This window comes from Rubinisphaera margarita, assembly GCF_022267515.1.
GTDB classification, from domain to species: domain Bacteria; phylum Planctomycetota; class Planctomycetia; order Planctomycetales; family Planctomycetaceae; genus Rubinisphaera; species Rubinisphaera margarita.
The window spans coordinates 292367-309684 of the sequence record NZ_JAKFGB010000009.1 but is presented as its reverse complement, the minus strand read 5'-3'; the positions used below and the strand labels follow the sequence as shown (position 1 = coordinate 309684).

At 57.8% G+C, this 17318-nt stretch carries 14 protein-coding genes; 4 read left to right on the top strand and 10 right to left on the bottom strand.

Going from position 1 to position 17318, the window contains the following annotated elements; translation table 11 throughout:
* Positions 1–75: 75 nt before the first annotated feature.
* A complete protein-coding gene (locus L1A08_RS04595) occupies positions 76–624 on the top strand; it encodes a DUF421 domain-containing protein (protein ID WP_238754715.1) in 549 nt (182 codons plus the stop codon).
* Between the two features lie 20 nt (positions 625–644).
* On the opposite strand, the gene L1A08_RS04590 is transcribed toward L1A08_RS04595, so the two are convergent.
* Both L1A08_RS04590 and pheA read right to left on the bottom strand, forming a co-directional pair.
* A complete protein-coding gene (locus L1A08_RS04590; protein WP_238754713.1) occupies positions 645–1637 on the bottom strand; it encodes an adenosine kinase in 993 nt (330 codons plus the stop codon).
* 201 nt (positions 1638–1838) lie between these two features.
* A complete protein-coding gene (pheA, locus tag L1A08_RS04585; RefSeq protein WP_238754711.1) occupies positions 1839–3047 on the bottom strand; it encodes a prephenate dehydratase in 1209 nt (402 codons plus the stop codon).
* 482 nt (positions 3048–3529) lie between these two features.
* Between pheA and dnaK the strand changes: the two genes are divergently transcribed.
* Together dnaK and clpB are read left to right on the top strand one after the other, a co-directional pair.
* Positions 3530–5440 (top strand): molecular chaperone DnaK, encoded by a 1911-nt coding sequence (gene dnaK / locus L1A08_RS04580; RefSeq protein ID WP_238754709.1) that lies wholly within the window; start codon positions 3530–3532, stop codon positions 5438–5440.
* 176 nt (positions 5441–5616) lie between these two features.
* Complete coding sequence (clpB, locus tag L1A08_RS04575) at positions 5617–8259, top strand: ATP-dependent chaperone ClpB (RefSeq protein WP_238754707.1); 2643 nt, start codon at positions 5617–5619, stop codon at positions 8257–8259.
* A 328-nt stretch (positions 8260–8587) separates the two neighbouring features.
* Here clpB and L1A08_RS04570 read toward each other — a convergent pair whose 3' ends face one another.
* The 8 genes from L1A08_RS04570 to L1A08_RS04535 form a co-directional block, all read right to left on the bottom strand.
* Positions 8588–9334 (bottom strand): MBL fold metallo-hydrolase, encoded by a 747-nt coding sequence (locus L1A08_RS04570; RefSeq protein WP_238754705.1) that lies wholly within the window; start codon positions 9332–9334, stop codon positions 8588–8590.
* 158 nt (positions 9335–9492) lie between these two features.
* Positions 9493–10959, bottom strand: coding sequence for a decarboxylating NADP(+)-dependent phosphogluconate dehydrogenase (gnd, locus tag L1A08_RS04565; protein WP_238754703.1), 1467 nt, complete (start codon positions 10957–10959; stop codon positions 9493–9495).
* A gap of 74 nt (positions 10960–11033) precedes the next feature.
* The gene (locus tag L1A08_RS04560; protein ID WP_238754700.1) at positions 11034–12011 is read right to left on the bottom strand and encodes an SGNH/GDSL hydrolase family protein; all 978 of its coding nucleotides are present in this window, start codon (positions 12009–12011) and stop codon (positions 11034–11036) included.
* Between the two features lie 12 nt (positions 12012–12023).
* Positions 12024–12563: a nucleotidyltransferase family protein gene (locus L1A08_RS04555; RefSeq protein ID WP_238754698.1), complete on the bottom strand. Its 540-nt coding sequence runs from the start codon at positions 12561–12563 to the stop codon at positions 12024–12026.
* 81 nt (positions 12564–12644) lie between these two features.
* Entirely contained in the window at positions 12645–13514 is an 870-nt protein-coding gene (locus L1A08_RS04550; RefSeq protein ID WP_238754696.1) for an HAD family hydrolase, read from the bottom strand.
* Between the two features lie 61 nt (positions 13515–13575).
* Positions 13576–14277 (bottom strand): Uma2 family endonuclease, encoded by a 702-nt coding sequence (locus tag L1A08_RS04545; protein WP_238754694.1) that lies wholly within the window; start codon positions 14275–14277, stop codon positions 13576–13578.
* Positions 14278–14354: 77 nt separating this feature from the next.
* Positions 14355–15650, bottom strand: coding sequence for a diphosphate--fructose-6-phosphate 1-phosphotransferase (locus L1A08_RS04540; RefSeq protein ID WP_238754691.1), 1296 nt, complete (start codon positions 15648–15650; stop codon positions 14355–14357).
* Between the two features lie 235 nt (positions 15651–15885).
* A complete protein-coding gene (locus L1A08_RS04535) occupies positions 15886–16674 on the bottom strand; it encodes a phytanoyl-CoA dioxygenase family protein (RefSeq protein WP_238754688.1) in 789 nt (262 codons plus the stop codon).
* 301 nt (positions 16675–16975) lie between these two features.
* On the opposite strand from L1A08_RS04535, the gene infA reads away from it, so the two are divergent.
* A complete protein-coding gene (infA, locus tag L1A08_RS04530) occupies positions 16976–17194 on the top strand; it encodes a translation initiation factor IF-1 (protein WP_238754685.1) in 219 nt (72 codons plus the stop codon).
* Positions 17195–17318 lie beyond the last annotated feature (124 nt).

Below are 17318 nucleotides of genomic sequence, written 5' to 3'. Positions count from 1 at the left end.
GGAACGGGACCTGCACTTCAGGTCGACCGTCTGACGGTATGATTGGGACCTGGAGCAACAGCGGGAGCGAAGGCTATGTGGCGCGACTGGATTCTCACGGACTGGACCGAGATCCAGATGACGGCGATCTCTTCGGTCGTGTTCTATATCGCAATCATTCTCTTCACGAGAATCGCCGGACTGCGCAGTTTCTCGAAGATGTCCGCGTTCGACTTCGCGATGACGATCGCCCTCGGCTCGCTGTTCGCCAGCACGATCGCGACGCCGTCCCCTTCCCTGCTGCTGGGGTTGGTTACTCTTTCACTGCTGTTTGCCGGACAAACCCTGATTGCGGTGATCCGCAGATCCGAGTTTATGCAAACCCTGATCGACAACGAGCCGATTCTGCTCATGGTCGAAGGCCAGATACTGGAGAGCAACCTGAGTCGTGCCAATGTTACAAAGGACGACCTGCGGGCCAAGCTGCGGGAAGCGAACGTGCTCCGGTACGATCAGGTCAAAGCGGTTGTCTTTGAAACAACTGGCGGCATCAGCGTCCTGCACGGAGAACCGAGTGAGGAATTCGATCCCGATCTGCTGAAGGATGTCCGCACCGCCCGGGAGTTCTTCACCATCGACTCCTGACGATCAGCCGCAAAGGCTCTCTACGCCATCAGCTCGGCGATTTCTTCCTTCGTGAACGGTCGCTCCAGCCGTGCTCCCAGCTGGGAGACAACTCGCGAGGCGGCGTGCGAAGCGAGATGTCCGGCCTGATGCCAGGAGAGCCCGTTCGTGATGCCATACAGCACGCCGGCGGCGTACATGTCGCCGGCTCCGGTCGTGTCGACGGCTTTCGTCGGCACGCCTTCGATCGGAATGACCTTCTGCTCGTGCATCAGGATCGAACCGTCCGCACCGAGGGTCATCGCCACATTCTCAGCGTACTCGTGGATGATGTGAGCACACTCGATCGGATCCTGCTTGCCGGTCAGACTGCGGGCTTCGTCAAGATTGCAGAACAGCAGATCGACCGGGCCTTCGATGAGTTTCCAGAACTCATCGCGGAACAGATCGATCAGAAACGGATCGGAAACCGTGAAGGCGACTTTGACGCCGTTCTTTTTGGCGAGATCGATCGCCTTCAGAGCCGCCTGCTTCGTCGAATCCCCTGTGAACAGGTACCCTTCGACATACACGTATTGCGACTGGGCGATTTCCGCTTCGTCGATGTCATCGGGACCAAGCTGTGAGGAAACGCCGAGATGCGTCAGCATCGTTCGCTGAGCGTCGTCGGTGATCAGAATCACGCACGTACCGGACTGCCCCTGAATGGCTGGCACTTCAATGCGGATCCCCTGGTCCCGCATGTCGGCCAGGAAGAACTGTCCGATCTCGTCATCAGCCGTCTTACCGGCATAAGCCCCTTTGCCGCCGAAGTCGACGAGGCCCATCATTGTGTTCGCAGCCGAACCGCCGGCACACCGAGTGATCTTGGCCGCTTTGCCGTTGTTGAGCGACTCGAGCACCTGAATCTGCGTCGGCTCATCGACGAGCGTCATCCCGCCCTTGGGGTATTTCAGCGAAGCCAGGAAGTCGTCGCTGACATGAGCCTGAATGTCGACCAGAGAATTACCGACGCCGTAAACATCGTACTTCACGATAAGGGAACTTTCTCTCAGTGTTCGCAATAGACTGGATTCGTAGTCGACGAAGGAAGTCAGGCGGGAGCCCTGTCCTGCTTGCCCGACTGCTCCATGTGCGGTTTACGGGGTGCCACTGCTGGCTCGCCCAGCAGTGCGATCTCCCAGGTGGCACGCTCATTCAGCGGCAGGATGCCGCCGCTGCGAACGCCACAGGGATCAGCCGTCGACCGGCTCGCTGCGGGGATACGAACCAAGGACACGCAAGGCGACCGCCTTCTTCTCGAGGGCGTTCAGCGTCTTCTTAGTCTTGGCGTCGTTCTCGTGCCCCTCGAAATCGAGGAAGAAGAGATACCCCGATTCCGGTCCACGCAGCGGGAACGATTCGATCCAGGTCAGGTTGACCTTATTCAGCTTGAACGCGTTGAGAGCATCCGACAGCGATCCCGGAGCGTGCGTAATCTGCAGCAGAATCGAGGTCCGATCGTGCCCGGTTGGCTTGGTCTCGACATCGCCGATGACCGCGAACCGCGTGATGTTGTTCGGGTTGTCTTCGATGTTGTCTGCGACAATTTCCAGATCATACTGTAGAGCCGCCTGACGCGACGCGACAGCTCCTGCTCCCGGCTTGTCGCGGGCCAGTTGAGCAGCGGTCGAGGTGCTGGTCACTTCGATCAGATCAGCATGCGGCATGTTCCGGGACAGCCAGTCGCGACACTGTGACAACGCCTGCGGCTTGCTGTAGATCTCGCTGATTTCACTTCGCGGCGAGCGCGACAGCAGGTTGTGATGCACGGCGATCTGCAGTTCCCCGCAGATTTTCAGTGGCAGCCGCTGGAACATGTCGAGCGTGTCCACGATCCGCCCGTCGGTACTGTTCTCAATAGGAACAATGCCGAATTCGGTGTGGCCGCGATTCACTTCCTCGAAGACGGATGCGATCGTATTCACGGCGACCAGATCGGCATGTCCGCCGAACCGTTCGAGAGCGGCAAAGTGCGTAAAGCTATACAGGGGGCCAAGATAGGCCACTCGCTGCCGCTTGATCCGCTGCTTGGTGGCGCTCAGAATTTCGCGGAAGACAGCTCGCAGTGCACTGTCGGGAAGCGGGCCGCGATTCAGTTCGGCCAGCTTTGACCAGAGCTCGTCATCGGCATGCGGATCGAAGAGCGCTTCGCGAGGAACGGCCTGCTTCTGCAGCAATGCCAGCGTCAGCTCGGACCGCTGATTCAGCAGATCGACCAGTTCTTTGTCGATCCGGCGGATCTGGACGTCGGGAGCGACATTCCGGGAACCGGATGCCTTACCGGCAGGGGTCGTACGCTTCTTGGCGGCAGTACTCTTCGACTTGCTCGCGGCGGCTTTGCTCGACTTCGACGCTTCCGCCTTCGAGCCCGACCCCTTCTTCACGCTGCTCTTTTTCGCCATGACCTCTTCCGCTGGTTCAAGTTTCCAGATGCGCGTCTGCTGCGGCCCTTCCTCCATGAAGATGTCAATAAGTCGGTCTTTGTATCCTGCTCTTCCAGCAGTGTCAAGGAACCGCAACAGCTGAATAGATCCTAATTCATTGTCATGACACGATTTCTGACACGATCACCCCGTAACACCGGTGGCACACGGACGAAGTGCCAAAATGGCACCAGGCGGACAGCTTTTCGACGAAAACCACCAATGCCAAAATGGCACTTGCTGATGTATTCGCGACCGGGTTCTTAGTAGAAAACCTGTGGAAATCGAGCTGTTTCCCGGGCCTTGGCCATTTGAAAAGCGATTGGTACAGGCGTTGCTTAATATCCTGCCCAGTCGCACAGCATGCCAATCTGTCCGGTCTCCTCCAGCTCCGGCTGAACCGATCGGAACTCATAGATCAGAATCAACCGCGAAATTGAAACTCGAAAGGATATTCAGCGATGGCACTTGAAGGCGAAAAAATCATCGGTATCGACCTCGGGACGACGAACTCGGTCGTTTCCGTCATGGAAGGCGGCGAAGCCAAGGTTATCACCAACCTCGAAGGCAATCGCATTACCCCGAGCGTCGTCGCATTCACGGATAAAGGCGAGACCCTCGTCGGCGAGCCGGCCAAGCGTCAGGCCGTCACCAATCCGCAAAATACCATCTACTCGGTGAAACGCTTCATGGGGCGGCGTCATAAAGAAGTCGCTTCCGAAGAAAAGATCGTGCCGTACACCGTCACCGGAAGCGAGTCGGACTACGTCAAAATCAAAGTGAAGGACAAGGAGTTCACTCCGCCGGAAATCTCGGCCAAGGTGCTGCAGAAGCTTAAGGAAGCTGCGGAAAGCTATCTCGGCCACAAAGTGAAGAAGGCCGTAATCACCGTCCCGGCTTACTTCAACGACGCTCAGCGTCAGGCCACGAAAGACGCTGGCCAGATCGCCGGTCTCGAAGTCGAGCGTATCGTCAACGAACCGACGGCTGCCGCTCTGGCTTACGGCCTTGAGAAGAAGAAGGACGAAAAGATCGCCGTCTTCGACCTCGGTGGGGGAACGTTCGACGTCTCGATCCTCGAAGTCGACGCCGAACTCGTTCAAGTGCTGAGCACGAACGGGGACACTCACCTGGGTGGGGACGACTTCGACGAAGTCCTGATCGACCACATCGCCGACAAGTTCCAGTCCGACGAAGGTGTCGACCTGCGGAAAGAGCCGATGGCTCTGCAGCGTCTGCGGGAAGCGGCTGAAAAAGCGAAGAAGGAACTTTCTTCCTCACAGTCGACCGATATCAATCTGCCGTTTATCGCCGTGCAGGACGGAAACCCGAAGCACCTGCAGATGTCGATCTCACGGTCCGACTTCGAACGGCTCGTCGATCCTCTGGTCGAACGCTGCCGCAAGCCGGTTATGGACGCTCTCAAAGACGCCGGCCTGAAGCCGAGCGAAATTGATGAAGTCGTTCTGGTCGGTGGTTCGACCCGAATCCCGAAGGTTCAGGAACTTGTCAAGAAGATCTTCGACAAGGAGCCGCATAAGGGTGTGAACCCGGATGAAGTCGTCGCCATCGGAGCCGCCATTCAGGGAGCGATCATTGCCGGTGCCGGTGAGTACAAGGACATCCTCCTGCTGGACGTGACGCCGCTGTCCCTCGGTATCGAAACCGAAGGGGGCGTGATGACCAAGCTGATCGAACGCAACACCACGATTCCGTTCGAGAAGAAGGAAACCTTCTCCACCGCAGCCGACAACCAGACCGCTGTGACGGTGCGTGTCTTCCAGGGAGAACGGGCCATGGCCGCCGATAACCGGCTGCTCGGTGAGTTCAACCTCGACGGAATCCCGCCGGCCCCACGCGGCATGCCTCAGATCGAAGTTGTCTTCGACATCGACAAGAACGGTATTCTGAACGTGAAGGCTTCCGACAAGGCCACCGGAAAAGAGCAGTCGGTCAAGATCGACAACTCGAGTGGACTCTCGGAATCCGAAATCGAACAGATGCGGAAAGACGCCGAGTCTCACGCGGAAGAAGACAAGAAGAAGCGTGAACTGGCCGAGGTCCGCAACCGTGCTTCGACCATGGCTTACGACACCGAAAAGCTGATCAAGGAGCACGCCGACAAGTTGGACGAAGGCTCCAAGACGGCGATCGAAGCCTCGATCGAAAAGGTGCGGGAAGCCGAGAAGGGCGACGACATCGAGAAGATCAAGTCGGCCATCGAAGAACTGACTCAGGCATCGCATGCCCTTTCGAAGGCGATGTACGAAAGCCAGCAGGCCGAAGGCGGAGCCGAGGAAGGCTCAGCCGAAAGCAAACCGGCTGACTCCGACGAGGAGGTCATCGACGCCGAATTCGAAACCAAGGAATAACGAAGAGAACCGGGCCCCGGAGTTCTCTCCGGGGCTTTTTTTACGCACCGACATAACTGCAGTTGAGCAATATCATCAACGGGTGCCATGCCCACGCGAGCGTGGGCATGGCACCCCGAGACTTTGATCCCTTTCCTGAATTCCATTCATAAACCTCTCCATTTGGAGTCATCATCATGGCCTTCAAATTCGACAAATTGACTGTGAAAGCCCAGGAGGCCGTGCAGAATGCACAGCGTCTGGCTGAGCAGCGGGATCATCAGCAGATCTTGCCTCTGCACCTGTTGATGGCGTTGCTCGAAGAATCTGATGGCGTCGTCAAACCACTTCTACAGAAGATCGGCGCCAATCAACAGCAGTTGAGCACGATGATTGATGGTGAGCTCAAGCGGCTGCCTTCGGTTTCCGGCTCGAATGCCCAGGCCGCCGGAGCTTCGCGAGCGCTCATGGACCTGCTCGACAAGGCGCAAACACTGGCCGAACAGATGCACGATCAATTCGTGTCGACCGAGCATCTGCTGCTCGCGCTGGCTGAACACGACGATCAGGCCAAACGCCTGCTCGAACTTAACGGCGTGAAGAAACAGGACATTCTCACGGCTCTGCAGACCGTCCGTGGCGGACAGACCGTGACCGACCAGAACCCGGAAGACAAGTACCAGTCGCTCGAACGCTACGGCAAAGACCTCGTTGCCCTGGCCAAACAGGGGAAGATCGATCCGGTCATCGGCCGCGATTCGGAAATCCGCCGCGTGGTTCAGGTCCTCTCCCGCCGCCGCAAGAACAATCCGGTTCTCATTGGCGAACCGGGCGTCGGAAAAACGGCCATCGTGGAAGGGCTGGCCCATCGCATCGTGCTGGGTGACGTGCCTCAGGTGCTGAAAGACAAAAAGGTCGTCGCACTCGACATGGGGGCTCTGGTCGCCGGGGCGAAGTATCGCGGCGAGTTCGAAGATCGTCTCAAAGCCGTGCTTCGTGAAGTCGAACAGTCGAACGGACAGATCATCCTCTTCATCGATGAACTGCACACCGTCGTCGGAGCGGGAGCCTCGGAAGGAGCGATGGATGCGTCCAACCTGCTCAAGCCGGCTCTGGCTCGGGGTGAAGTCCACTGCGTTGGAGCGACGACACTGGACGAGTACCGCAAGTACATCGAGAAAGATGCCGCCCTCGAACGGCGATTCCAGCCGGTCGTCGTCAACGAGCCGACCGTCGAAGATACGATTGCGATTCTGCGGGGGCTGAAAGAACGCTACGAGAAACATCACGGCATCAAGATCCGCGACTCGGCTCTCGAAGCCGCGGCGACTCTGTCGGATCGTTACATCAACGACCGGTTCCTGCCCGACAAGGCGATTGACCTGGTCGACGAAGCTGCCTCGCGTGTGTCGCTCGAGATGCACAGCGTGCCCACGGAGATCGATGTTCTCCAGCGTCGTCTCACTCGCCTCGAACTGGCTGCTCGGCAGCTGGCCGAGGAAGACGAAGAACATGCGGCTCGCGAACGTGATGAGATTCAGACTGAGATGGACAGCGTAAAGCGACAACTCGCCGAACTCAACGAGCAGTGGGAAGCCGAGAAGCTCGGGCTGGGCGACGTCAAAGGAACCCGCCAGACGCTCGAACAGGCCGAGCTCGAATACAATCAGCTCGAAGCCAAAGTTCGTGAAAAGCAGGCTTCCGGCCAGATGGTCGACGAGCAGGATTATCAGAAGCTGTTCGAACTCGACAGCCGGGTTAAGTCGCTGCGGAAAAAGCTCGACGAAGAAGCCGCCGCGAGTGAGGCTCAACAGGCGACTGACTCATCGAAGCCGCGACTGCTGCGAACCGAAGTGGGCCCGGAAGAGATTGCCGCGATCGTCAGTTCCTGGACCGGCGTGCCGGTCACGCGGATGATGCAGACCGAGCGCGACAAGCTGCTCAACATGGAAGCTGAGATTCATCGCCGAATGATTGATCAGTCGGAAGCGGTGACCGCGGTCTCGAATGCCGTGCGTCGATCGCGTTCCGGCCTGCAGGACAAAAACCGGCCTGTGGGGTCGTTCATTTTCCTCGGGCCCACCGGCGTCGGGAAAACCGAGCTCTGCAAGGCACTGGCCGAGTTTCTGTTCGACGATGAACGCAACATGATCCGCATCGACATGAGCGAGTTCATGGAACAGCATTCGGTCGCCCGATTGATCGGGGCTCCTCCGGGATATGTCGGCTATGAAGAAGGCGGCCGGCTTACGGAAGCGGTTCGTCGGCAGCCGTACTCGGTGATTCTGCTCGATGAAGTCGAAAAGGCGCATCGGGACGTCTTCAACGTTCTGCTGCAAGTCCTTGACGACGGGCGGCTGACTGATGGCCAGGGACGGACGGTCGACTTCACGAACTCGATCATCGTGATGACGTCGAACATCGGATCGACTCAGATCATGAACTACTCGGGCGAACTCGACGACGAGACCGTTCGCGACACGGCCATCAAAGAACTGCGGAAGCACTTCCTGCCGGAGTTCCTGAACCGCGTCGATGAAGTGATCGTGTTCCATCCGCTCGACCGGACCGTCATTCGGCAGATCGTCGATTTGCAGATCAGCAAGCTGCAGAAGCAGATGGCTCAGCACGACTTCAGCCTGGAAGTCTCCGATGCCGCCCGCACTCTGCTGGCCGAAGAAGGTTACGATCCGCAATACGGGGCCCGGCCTCTCAAACGGGTGATCCAGAACCGCCTGCAAAACTCGCTGGCCAACGCGATCCTGACGGGCGAATTCGGAGAAGGAGCGACGATCTTCGTCGACGAACAGAACGGCGATTTGACCTTTGCTCAGAACTGAGCATGAGGTCGCCCCGCAAACCACACGCAGCTCGGGAAGCTCCCGGGCTGCGTTTTTTCATGCGCCACAAGGCAGACTTCCGACTCAATCCGCTCACTCATCGGACAAGACACTTTCGGGACCATGCAGCCTCCTCCAAGGAAGCCATCAGCTTGACCAAATGTGTTACCTATGTCTCCGGTCTATACACCCCCACGGGGGCGAGGGAACCTGACGAGGCGGCTGCGGGATGCAACCAAGGTGCGATAAACGCTGCACTCCCGGCTGCCTTACTGAATTGTGCTCAAGGCGTTACCCGCACTCAACTGCTGTTGAACCACAGAGAAGTTCACACCTGCACGGCCTGCAGATCGCGGGCGTAGTCGATAGCCGGATGGATTGTCTTCGTGTGAGCCAGATCCCAGGGAGCATCGTTGTTTTCACGGGGATCGATGTGAGTCAACAGGAGTTGTCCGCTTCCTGTTCGCTGAGCCAGTTCCGCAACCTGGGTGAGATAGCTGTGCCCGGTTTTCTCCGCCCATTCGCTGGTTTCGTCGCTGAAGTAACATTCGTGAATCAGCAGGTCGACCCCGCGAATAAACTCGTCGTACGTTCCATCGACATAGGTGTCGGTGACGTACGCGAATCGTTTGTCGCCGTCATCAACGAGATAAGCCATCGAGCCGCCGGGATGACTCGGAAGTGGCTGCCAGTGGACGGTCGATGCTCCGATGGTCAACTGCCGTGACTCGATGGCATCGAGTTCAACCAGCTGAAAGTCGGGCATGTGTGCGAATGTCGGCTCGGAGAACAGACAGGTTTTGACCGCATCGAGCGTGTGGCGGTTTCCGTAGAGATGTACGGCTTCGATCTGCTTGAGCAGCATCGGCACGTAGAGGTACGTCAGCCCGATGATGTGGTCCCAGTGCGGATGCGTGAGGAACAGGTGCAGCTCTTTGCTCTGCAGACGTTCGGTCAGGCGGAAGGCAGCTGTGCCGGCGTCGAAAGCGAGGTCCAATTCCGGCAACAGAAAGCAGGCGGTGTGGCGGACTTCATTCGGGTGATAACCGCCGGTGCCGAGTGGTTCGATACGCATGAGAACTCCAGACTCAGATCATTGTTTCGCAGCGATATCATAACAGACAAAGCCGCACGTGAAGGCCACGTGCGGCTTTGGTGTCGTTTCGATATCGCCCGAAGACGGCATGCTTGCCCTGCTTCGCGATGCAAGCATCGCACCCGTCGCGGGTTAGACTAGGTCAGCTTGCGCGCACGGATCCAGTCGGTGTGGAAGGTTTCGCCGCGTTCCTTGTCGGTGCGTTCGTAGGTGTGTGCACCGAAGTAGTCGCGCTGAGCCTGCAGCAGGTTGGCCGGCAGGCGATCCTGACGGTAGCCGTCGTAGTAGGTCAAAGCGGCACTGAAGCCGGGGACCGGCAGGCCGTTGTTGACAGCCGAAGCAACAACGCGACGCCAGGCCGGCTGTGCTTCTTCGATCGCCTTCTTGAAGAAGTCATCGAGCAGCAGGTTTTCGAGGTCCGGGTTCTTGTCGAAGGCGGCCTTAATGTCCTGCAGGAAGCGGGAGCGAATGATGCAGCCGCCACGCCACAGCAGAGCGATGTCGCCGTTGTTGAGGTTCCAGCCGAACTCCTCGGCGGCTGCGTCGAGCTGCACATAACCCTGTGCATAGCTGACGAGCTTGGAGGCGTACAGAGCCTGACGGACATCGTCGATGAACTGCTTCTTGTCGCCGTCGAACTTAATTTCCGGTCCGTTCAGCACCTTCGAGGCACGAACGCGGGCGTCCTTCTGGCCAGAAAGGCAGCGGGCGTAAACAGCTTCGGTGATGAGTGTCGTCGGCACGCCGAGATCGAGAGCGTGCTGGCTCATCCACTTGCCGGTGCCCTTCTGCTTGGCGGTGTCGAGGATCATGTCGACCAGGTCGTTGCCGGTGTCCGGATCCTGGACGGTGAAGATGTCGCGGGTGATCTCGATCAGATAGCTTTCGAGTTCGCCTTCGTTCCATTCCTTGAAGACGTGATACAGCTCGTCATTGGACAGGCCGAGGGTGTGCTTGAGGATGTAGTAGGCTTCGCAGATCAGCTGCATGTCGCCGTACTCGATGCCGTTGTGCACCATCTTCACGTAGTGCCCTGCTCCATCTTCGCCGACCCACTCGCAACACGGAATGTCGTTGTTCGGACCGACCTTGGCGGAGATCTTCTGGAAGATGTCCTTCACGAACGGCCAGGCTTCCTTGTGGCCACCGGGCATGATGCTCGGGCCCTTCAGAGCGCCTTCTTCGCCGCCGGAAACACCGGTGCCGATGAAGCGAAGACCGGCATCCGCCAGATCCTTGCTGCGACGGTTGGTGTCGGCGTACTCGGAGTTACCGCCGTCGATGATGATGTCGCCCTTATCGAGCAGCGGTTTGAGCTGTTCGATGACGGCATCAACCGGGCCGCCGGCTTTGACCATGATCATCACACGGCGGGGCGTCTGCAGATTCTTCACGAAGTCTTCGATCGAATGATAGCCATCAATGCGATCGACGGTGCCGGAATGGACGACGTCTTCTGGACGATCCGGCAAGCTGTTAACGAACTCATCGGTTGTTTCCGTGGTCCGGTTGTAAACGGCGACGGAGAATCCGTTGTTGGCCATATTCAGAACAAGGTTCTGGCCCATCACAGCCAGCCCGATCAAACCGATATCGTGTTTCATGAGAGATCATTTCGTTTCAAAAGAATTATGGGTAGTTGCGATGACTGGGTCAGGAATGAATTCAGCCGTCGACGCTATAGTTTTCCGGGGATGACGTCCGTAATCCGGTTCAGCATCAGTCTGCGGATCGAGTCGTAGCCCCGATCGTTAGGGTCTTCGAGATTGTCGTAGTACCAGTAGCCCGGGTCTTCGGAGTGATAAAAGGACCGCCAGAACTGGGTGGAATGAATTCCGTGTCCCATGAACTCCTGATAAATGTCGACCAGGGTGGTGTCGTCCCGTTTCTTACAGGTCGCTTCGATGACGTCGTTGTAAGCTCCATGCACAGCTCGGGCGTCTGACCAACTCGGTAGGCCGGCGTTGACGACATCGCCAATCCCGTCCGTCGGATCGTAGATGTTCATCAGAAAGATGTGATAGCCACCCGGAAAGTGAGTGCTGATTTCGTCGAGAATGTGCGTCAGTCGGGTATCGAAATTCTCGATCCACGGCTGAGCGTCTTCGATCGTGGCTCCGTACATCGCTCCTTCGCGGGGCGGAGTTCGACCATACATGTGGATGACATCATTGCCACCGATCGATGCGATGACGATGCCGAATGTATCCTCAGGATAGGTTTCGATTTTCGGCAGCAGGACGTCAACCATTTCAAGCGAGGTCGAACCCGACAGGGCGATGTTGATTCCTTCGATGTTGGGCAGCACTCTTGTCAGCGTGATTTCTTTCAGGTCTTGAAACTCGTCCTCGGGATTCTTAAGCAGTCGCTGGAAGAACGACTTCCCGGGAGAGGCGCCAAATCCAGCGGTGATGCTGTCGCCAAATCCGAGCAGGACCACCGGGCGTTCGCTCCAGACTTCCTGATAGTTCTCGACAGCGACTTTGGGACTGGCAGGCCCTGAACCGATCGGGTGCGTCAGCCAGAAATAGACGTAAAACCCTGTCCCTCCAGCGAGCACCACACCCAGGACGAGCAGAATCGTCAGACGCCTTGGAAAGCCATGCTTCCGCGGTGCTGGTGGATCATTCTCGATGTTGATGTCGCTATTTGCCATTGGGGAGTGCGATTAACCGTCGGGATCGTCAATGAGTTGTTGCAGTCGGTCGTTCAAGGGTGACGCAAAGCGTGGGGGCCATGTTTCGTCGATCAACTCCAGCTCAAGAAGGTCACGGAGGTGAGTCCGATCCTTATCCCGAAAGGAGGTCAGCTTCATGCGAACCAGGGCTTCCAGTGAGAGTACGCGAAATGCATTCGAGAACTCTGACTCGCCAACATCCGGTGTTGGCAACACATATTCAGGCCGGACTTTCTCCCCCGCATAAACCACGTGAAGAGCGTCGCGGGCTTTCGCATCCGGTCCATCGAGGAACATGTCGATTCCGGCCGCATGCCGATAGACAAATCCCGCTGTTTCTAACGCTGTGGTCGCTGCCGACAGGTCGCTCCTGCGAAGCAGGATGTCGACATCACGCGTATTCCTGACTGCCGCCTCATCCACTCGGGAGACCCAGGCCGCCACGGCGTTCCCGCCCACGACGGCATAATCGACGCCCGCTTTGTTCAGAGCCCGGGTGGCTCGTTCCAGTCGTTCGCGTACTTTCTCCACGGCTCCGATCATCCTTTCCCAGGAAACTTCACCGTAGTTCACCATACATCACCGACTGGAACAGAACCGTTCAGGAGTCCATTACTTCTTCCACGAGGGGTTTTCGGGGAGGAAGGTTTCGAATTCGGCGATGACTTTGTCCATGTAGGCACCGCGGTATTCGCCCTTGAAGAACTTGTCGATTGCTTCGTTGTTGAAGCGTTCCCAGCTGTCTTCTTCTTTGCCGGGGTTGATCGGGTAGAAGCAGGCGCCGACGGCCAGAGCCGCTTTCATGTCGCCCGGGGCATCGCCGACCATCAGCATTTTGTCCGGCTCGTAGCCGAGCTTCTGAGCAGCGGTGAGGATCTCCGTTTTGCTGCCCGCTTCCTGGCCGCAGATTTCTTCGACCAAGCCAGCGATGCCGTGCTCATCCCACTCGGCTTCGAGTGCAGCGGTCGGGGTTGCCGAACAGACGATGACATCGGCCTGTTCCTTCAGCTTTTCCAGAGCCGACTTCACGCCGGGGAACGGCGGGACGCCTTTGACCATATCGGCGACGGTGGCGTCGACGGCAGCGGACCACTCGTAGCAGAGCTTGAGATCGGCGTCGCCGGTTTTCTCGGCTTCCGGCTTGATAGTCTTGGTGCCGAGCTTGGTTTCACGGCTGATCCAGTCGCGGAGGCCCTGGAGCTTTGGCAGTTCGACGTTACGGGCCTTCACTTCCGGACGATCCTTCAGCATGTCGATCGCCAGCAGGTAAGACACGAAACGGTTGGCACCGCGCGTCTTGGAATACAGGTTCGTGAATGCGGCGGTTTCGCGAGCGAATCGCGAAATTGGCTGCAGGCCGAAGTACTTGATGAAGTTCGGAATGAAGCATTCCTGGTGCTTGATCTCCATCGAGTCGAACGCACACCCATCGGAGTCCACACCGACGAGATACTCTTTGCTTTTGGAAAACGTAACTGCCATTTGGTTCCCTGAAGTGATTTAAGTTGCTTGAGTCATTTCCAGAAGCGGAATGCTTCTTACGTTATTTGTCTGGCGAGTATCCCAGTCGAGCCACGAACTCTTTGTGGTCGGGCTGGGAAAGGCCGTCGAGCAATACATCTCGAAAACCTGACATGTCTCCAGTCAGCAGGTGTCTCGAGGACAACCACAGCCCGGGAAACTGCCGACTCCGGTAAACCCCATCGTCGCCTGAAGACTGCTCCGTGAATCGGTCGGACTCCAGTTGGAACCACTTCAACTCGCGAGCAGAAACATTCCAGACCACATACTCTTTCACACCAGCCTGTTCGTACGCCGCCTTCTTCTGGTTCAAATCCCGACTGGCGCTACTGGCTGCGATCTCAACCACCAACTCGGGTGGACCGGCAAGAAGTCCCTGTCTGTTGACCCGCGTTGCTCCTCCGCATTCCGGTCGCAGATAAAGACACCCGTCGGGCTGGACAATATTTGCCGCGTTCAATTCGACCGTCGTTTCCGATGCCGACGATACGCCCGGCGTAGCCGCGGTGTATGTCCACAGCCATCCGTGGATCCAGTTGGAAGGAATTCCGTGTTCTTCAACCCGCGAGGCCGCGTTCGTATAGACCACTCCGTCAATCAACTCGGCGTGCTTCAGGTCGGGTGTGTTGTCCCAGCGACGCAGAAATTCGTCGCGTTCGAGACAGTCGCCGTTTTCCAGAAACAGCCGCTGGCGGGCCAGATCGTGTTGCTCGATTGTCGACATGACGGATTGGCCTTCTCAAAAACTGTCGTACGTCCCGGTTTCTATTCTACCGGGATGACCAGACAGGCGGCACCCCCTTATCGATCGGCCTGCGGGACGTACTTGTCCAGCTTCTGATCGGCAAAGATCGGCTTCATGCGAGCCAGGCGGATGCGGCCATCGATGACCGGAACGCTGACCCAGTTGTCGCCGATGAGCGGACGGGCGTACTTCACAAAGTCGTCGGTCACGTCGGTGCCGCACGGAGTGATCCAGTCAGCCGGGAAGTGACGTTCGCTGTTGGCAACTTCCGGCAGTGGGGCCTTGCCGTACTCGACGGTGTAGTTCTCGCGGTCGGCTCGCAGAATCGAGGCCATGTAGCCGTGCTCGCCAGCTGCGGCCAGCAGAGCGGCTTTCTGTCCGACGTAGTACGATTCCGCCAGGTCGACGTTCGAGGCGTGAACGATATCGTTCCGCTGATGCGTGCCCGAGACGTTGCAGCGGGCCTTGCCCTTCACCGGGAACGGCTTCTCGTTCAGAGCGTTGGTCAGCATCTGACCGACGGTGATTTTGCTGGAGGAGAGCATCGCGTGGCCGAAGGAGTCGCGGACGACGAATTCTTCCGGAATCTGGAGGCCTTCGATGTCCAGACCTTCGCTGACCACGACCATCGCCCGGCCGTGCTCCTTGAGCATCTTGTTGACGTTCTCGCGGATCTGCTCGATGTTGACCTTCTTCTCGGCCAGGTAGATCTGCAGCGGCATTTCCCGCTTCGGATCGGCCAGACGGGCTGCGGCCGGGATGTAGCCAATCTTGCGGCCCATCGCCTGCAGAACGAGAACAGGGTCAGCCGGGCAGCTGCCGTTGTTTTCCTCATTTGACATCTGAATGTAGTTGCTCCAGTAACGAGCCGTGGAGCCGTAACCGGGCGTATGGTCGATGAGCTTGAATTCACTGTCCCCGACATCGTTGTCGATCGTCTTCGGACCGCCGATGCCGACGACATCGAGTCCGCGTTCGCGAGCGATGTTGGCCACCTTATTGGCGGTATCCATCGAGTCGTTGCCGCCGATATAGACGAAGTAGCCGATGTCGTGGGCCTTGAAGATATCGATAATGCGATCGAAATCTTCGTTCTGACCGTCTTTCAGCTTATAACGACAGGTGCCGATCGAACCGGCGGCTGGGGTCGTGCGGAGCAGAGCGATTTCGTCCGGACACTGATCGCTCAGATTGAGCAGTTCTTCCTTCAGCACCCCTTCAATGCCGTGCCAGCCCCCGTAAACGGTGCCGATTTCCGACATTTCCCGAGCGGTTTCGACGATACCGCGGAGTGTGTTGTTAATGACCGGAGACGGCCCGCCCGACTGGGCGACGATCATATTCTTCGCCATGACAGTTTTTCTGCTATTGCTAAGAGGAAGAAGGTTGGGAACAGCCACCATTCATTCAGTCGCCGGAGAGGCGGCGACGAAAGCAGAACTGGTAAGACCAGTTAAGTGCACGTAGTTTACTACACACTATCGTCACATTCTGCCAGATTCAAGAGTATTGAACGGCAAATCCCTGCAGAATTCAGGCTGTCCCCCGAATGTCGCAAAGCCTGAGGCGGTCTGGTGAAGCGACCTGTTAGAGACCGGAGATATCCGGCAGCACGAGTTCCGGGTAGCGTGACGACTTCGAGCCGGGCACGGGTTCGTTCTCCGGACCGTGGAACGTGAAGACGACGGAATACTTGGTCTGATCGGAGAAGTTCCGCGTCGCCGCATGGAAAGTGCGTGCGTGGAACAGCAGCAGGTCGCCGGGAGCGAGTTCGACAAACTGCACGGTATCGAAGAGGGGCACGTTTTCCGGATGTTCGCTGTCGAGAAACTGCAGATCATCGAGGCGATCCTTGCCGATCTCCATGCGATGCGAGCCGGGAATTACCTTGAGGCAACCATTCTCCGGACGCTCTTCCCCCAACGCCAGCCAGGTATTGACGAGATCACCCGACTGAAAGTTCCAGAAGCGAGTGTCGCGATGCCAGCCGGTTTCACTGCTGAACCGCGGATGTTTGGTCATCACACAATTATGATGCGCCATGGGGCAGTAGACGGGAGCGCCCAGCAACTGCTGCAGACAGCCGACCAGCGGCGGATAGCTGAGCCACTCCTGAAAGACCGGATCGCGCGAGAGCGCCTGCCTTAATCTGCGGACCGTGCGGCCTCCCGGAGCGTCGAGCGATTCGGGGGAGCCGGGGTACTGCACATCGGCTTCGTACTCAATCGGCTCCCGCAATTCGGCCACGTCTCTGCGGGTCACGTCCATCATCCGCTGACGCAGCGCAGCCGGGACGAAGCCTCGCAGCACGGCAAATCCGTCGCGTTCGAACTCGGTGGCGATGTCACTGGCGGCAGCAGTTGTGCGAGTAGTCAATCATTGACTCCTTGAGGGCGGGCACGATCGGAGGTAGTGCCATTATTACTGAATTCAATAAAAGGGAAACTGAATTCCCCTTGGCGTTTGTATCAATTCCGTTTAAAGTAAGAACCGGCGGCGCTGGTATGTGATGTTTGTATCCCGCGGGCAGCCGCGAAGCCGCGACAGCTTGTCGGTCACGCCGGCCGATGTCAATTCCTGGATTCCGCTGGTCGGAATCCAAGTCTTTCCCGGCACTGTTCCGGGCTAAGATTCCCCCATTGGAGAGTCAACACACAGACGAAAGGGCAGGCAGTTTATGGCCAAAGAGGAGGCCATCGAGGTCGAAGGTACCGTTGTTGAAGCTCTGGCCAACACGCAGTTTCGCGTGGAGCTGGAGAACGGCCATCTGGTCATGGCGCACGTCGCCGGCAAGATGCGCAAGCACTTCATTCGTATTGTTCCGGGAGATAAGGTTGTCGTCGAGGTTTCTCCGTACGACCTGAGCCGGGGCCGCATTACGTTCCGAGAACGTTAGGCCTTGCAGGCCTTTGTGCAGTCGCATGGGAGTCGATTGTTCATCTTCGTCGCGTTTGCTGCTGCGAACGTCGAATCTGAAGTGCAGTCGCGCTCACGGTTCCCGTTGAACGTCTTCCCTGCTG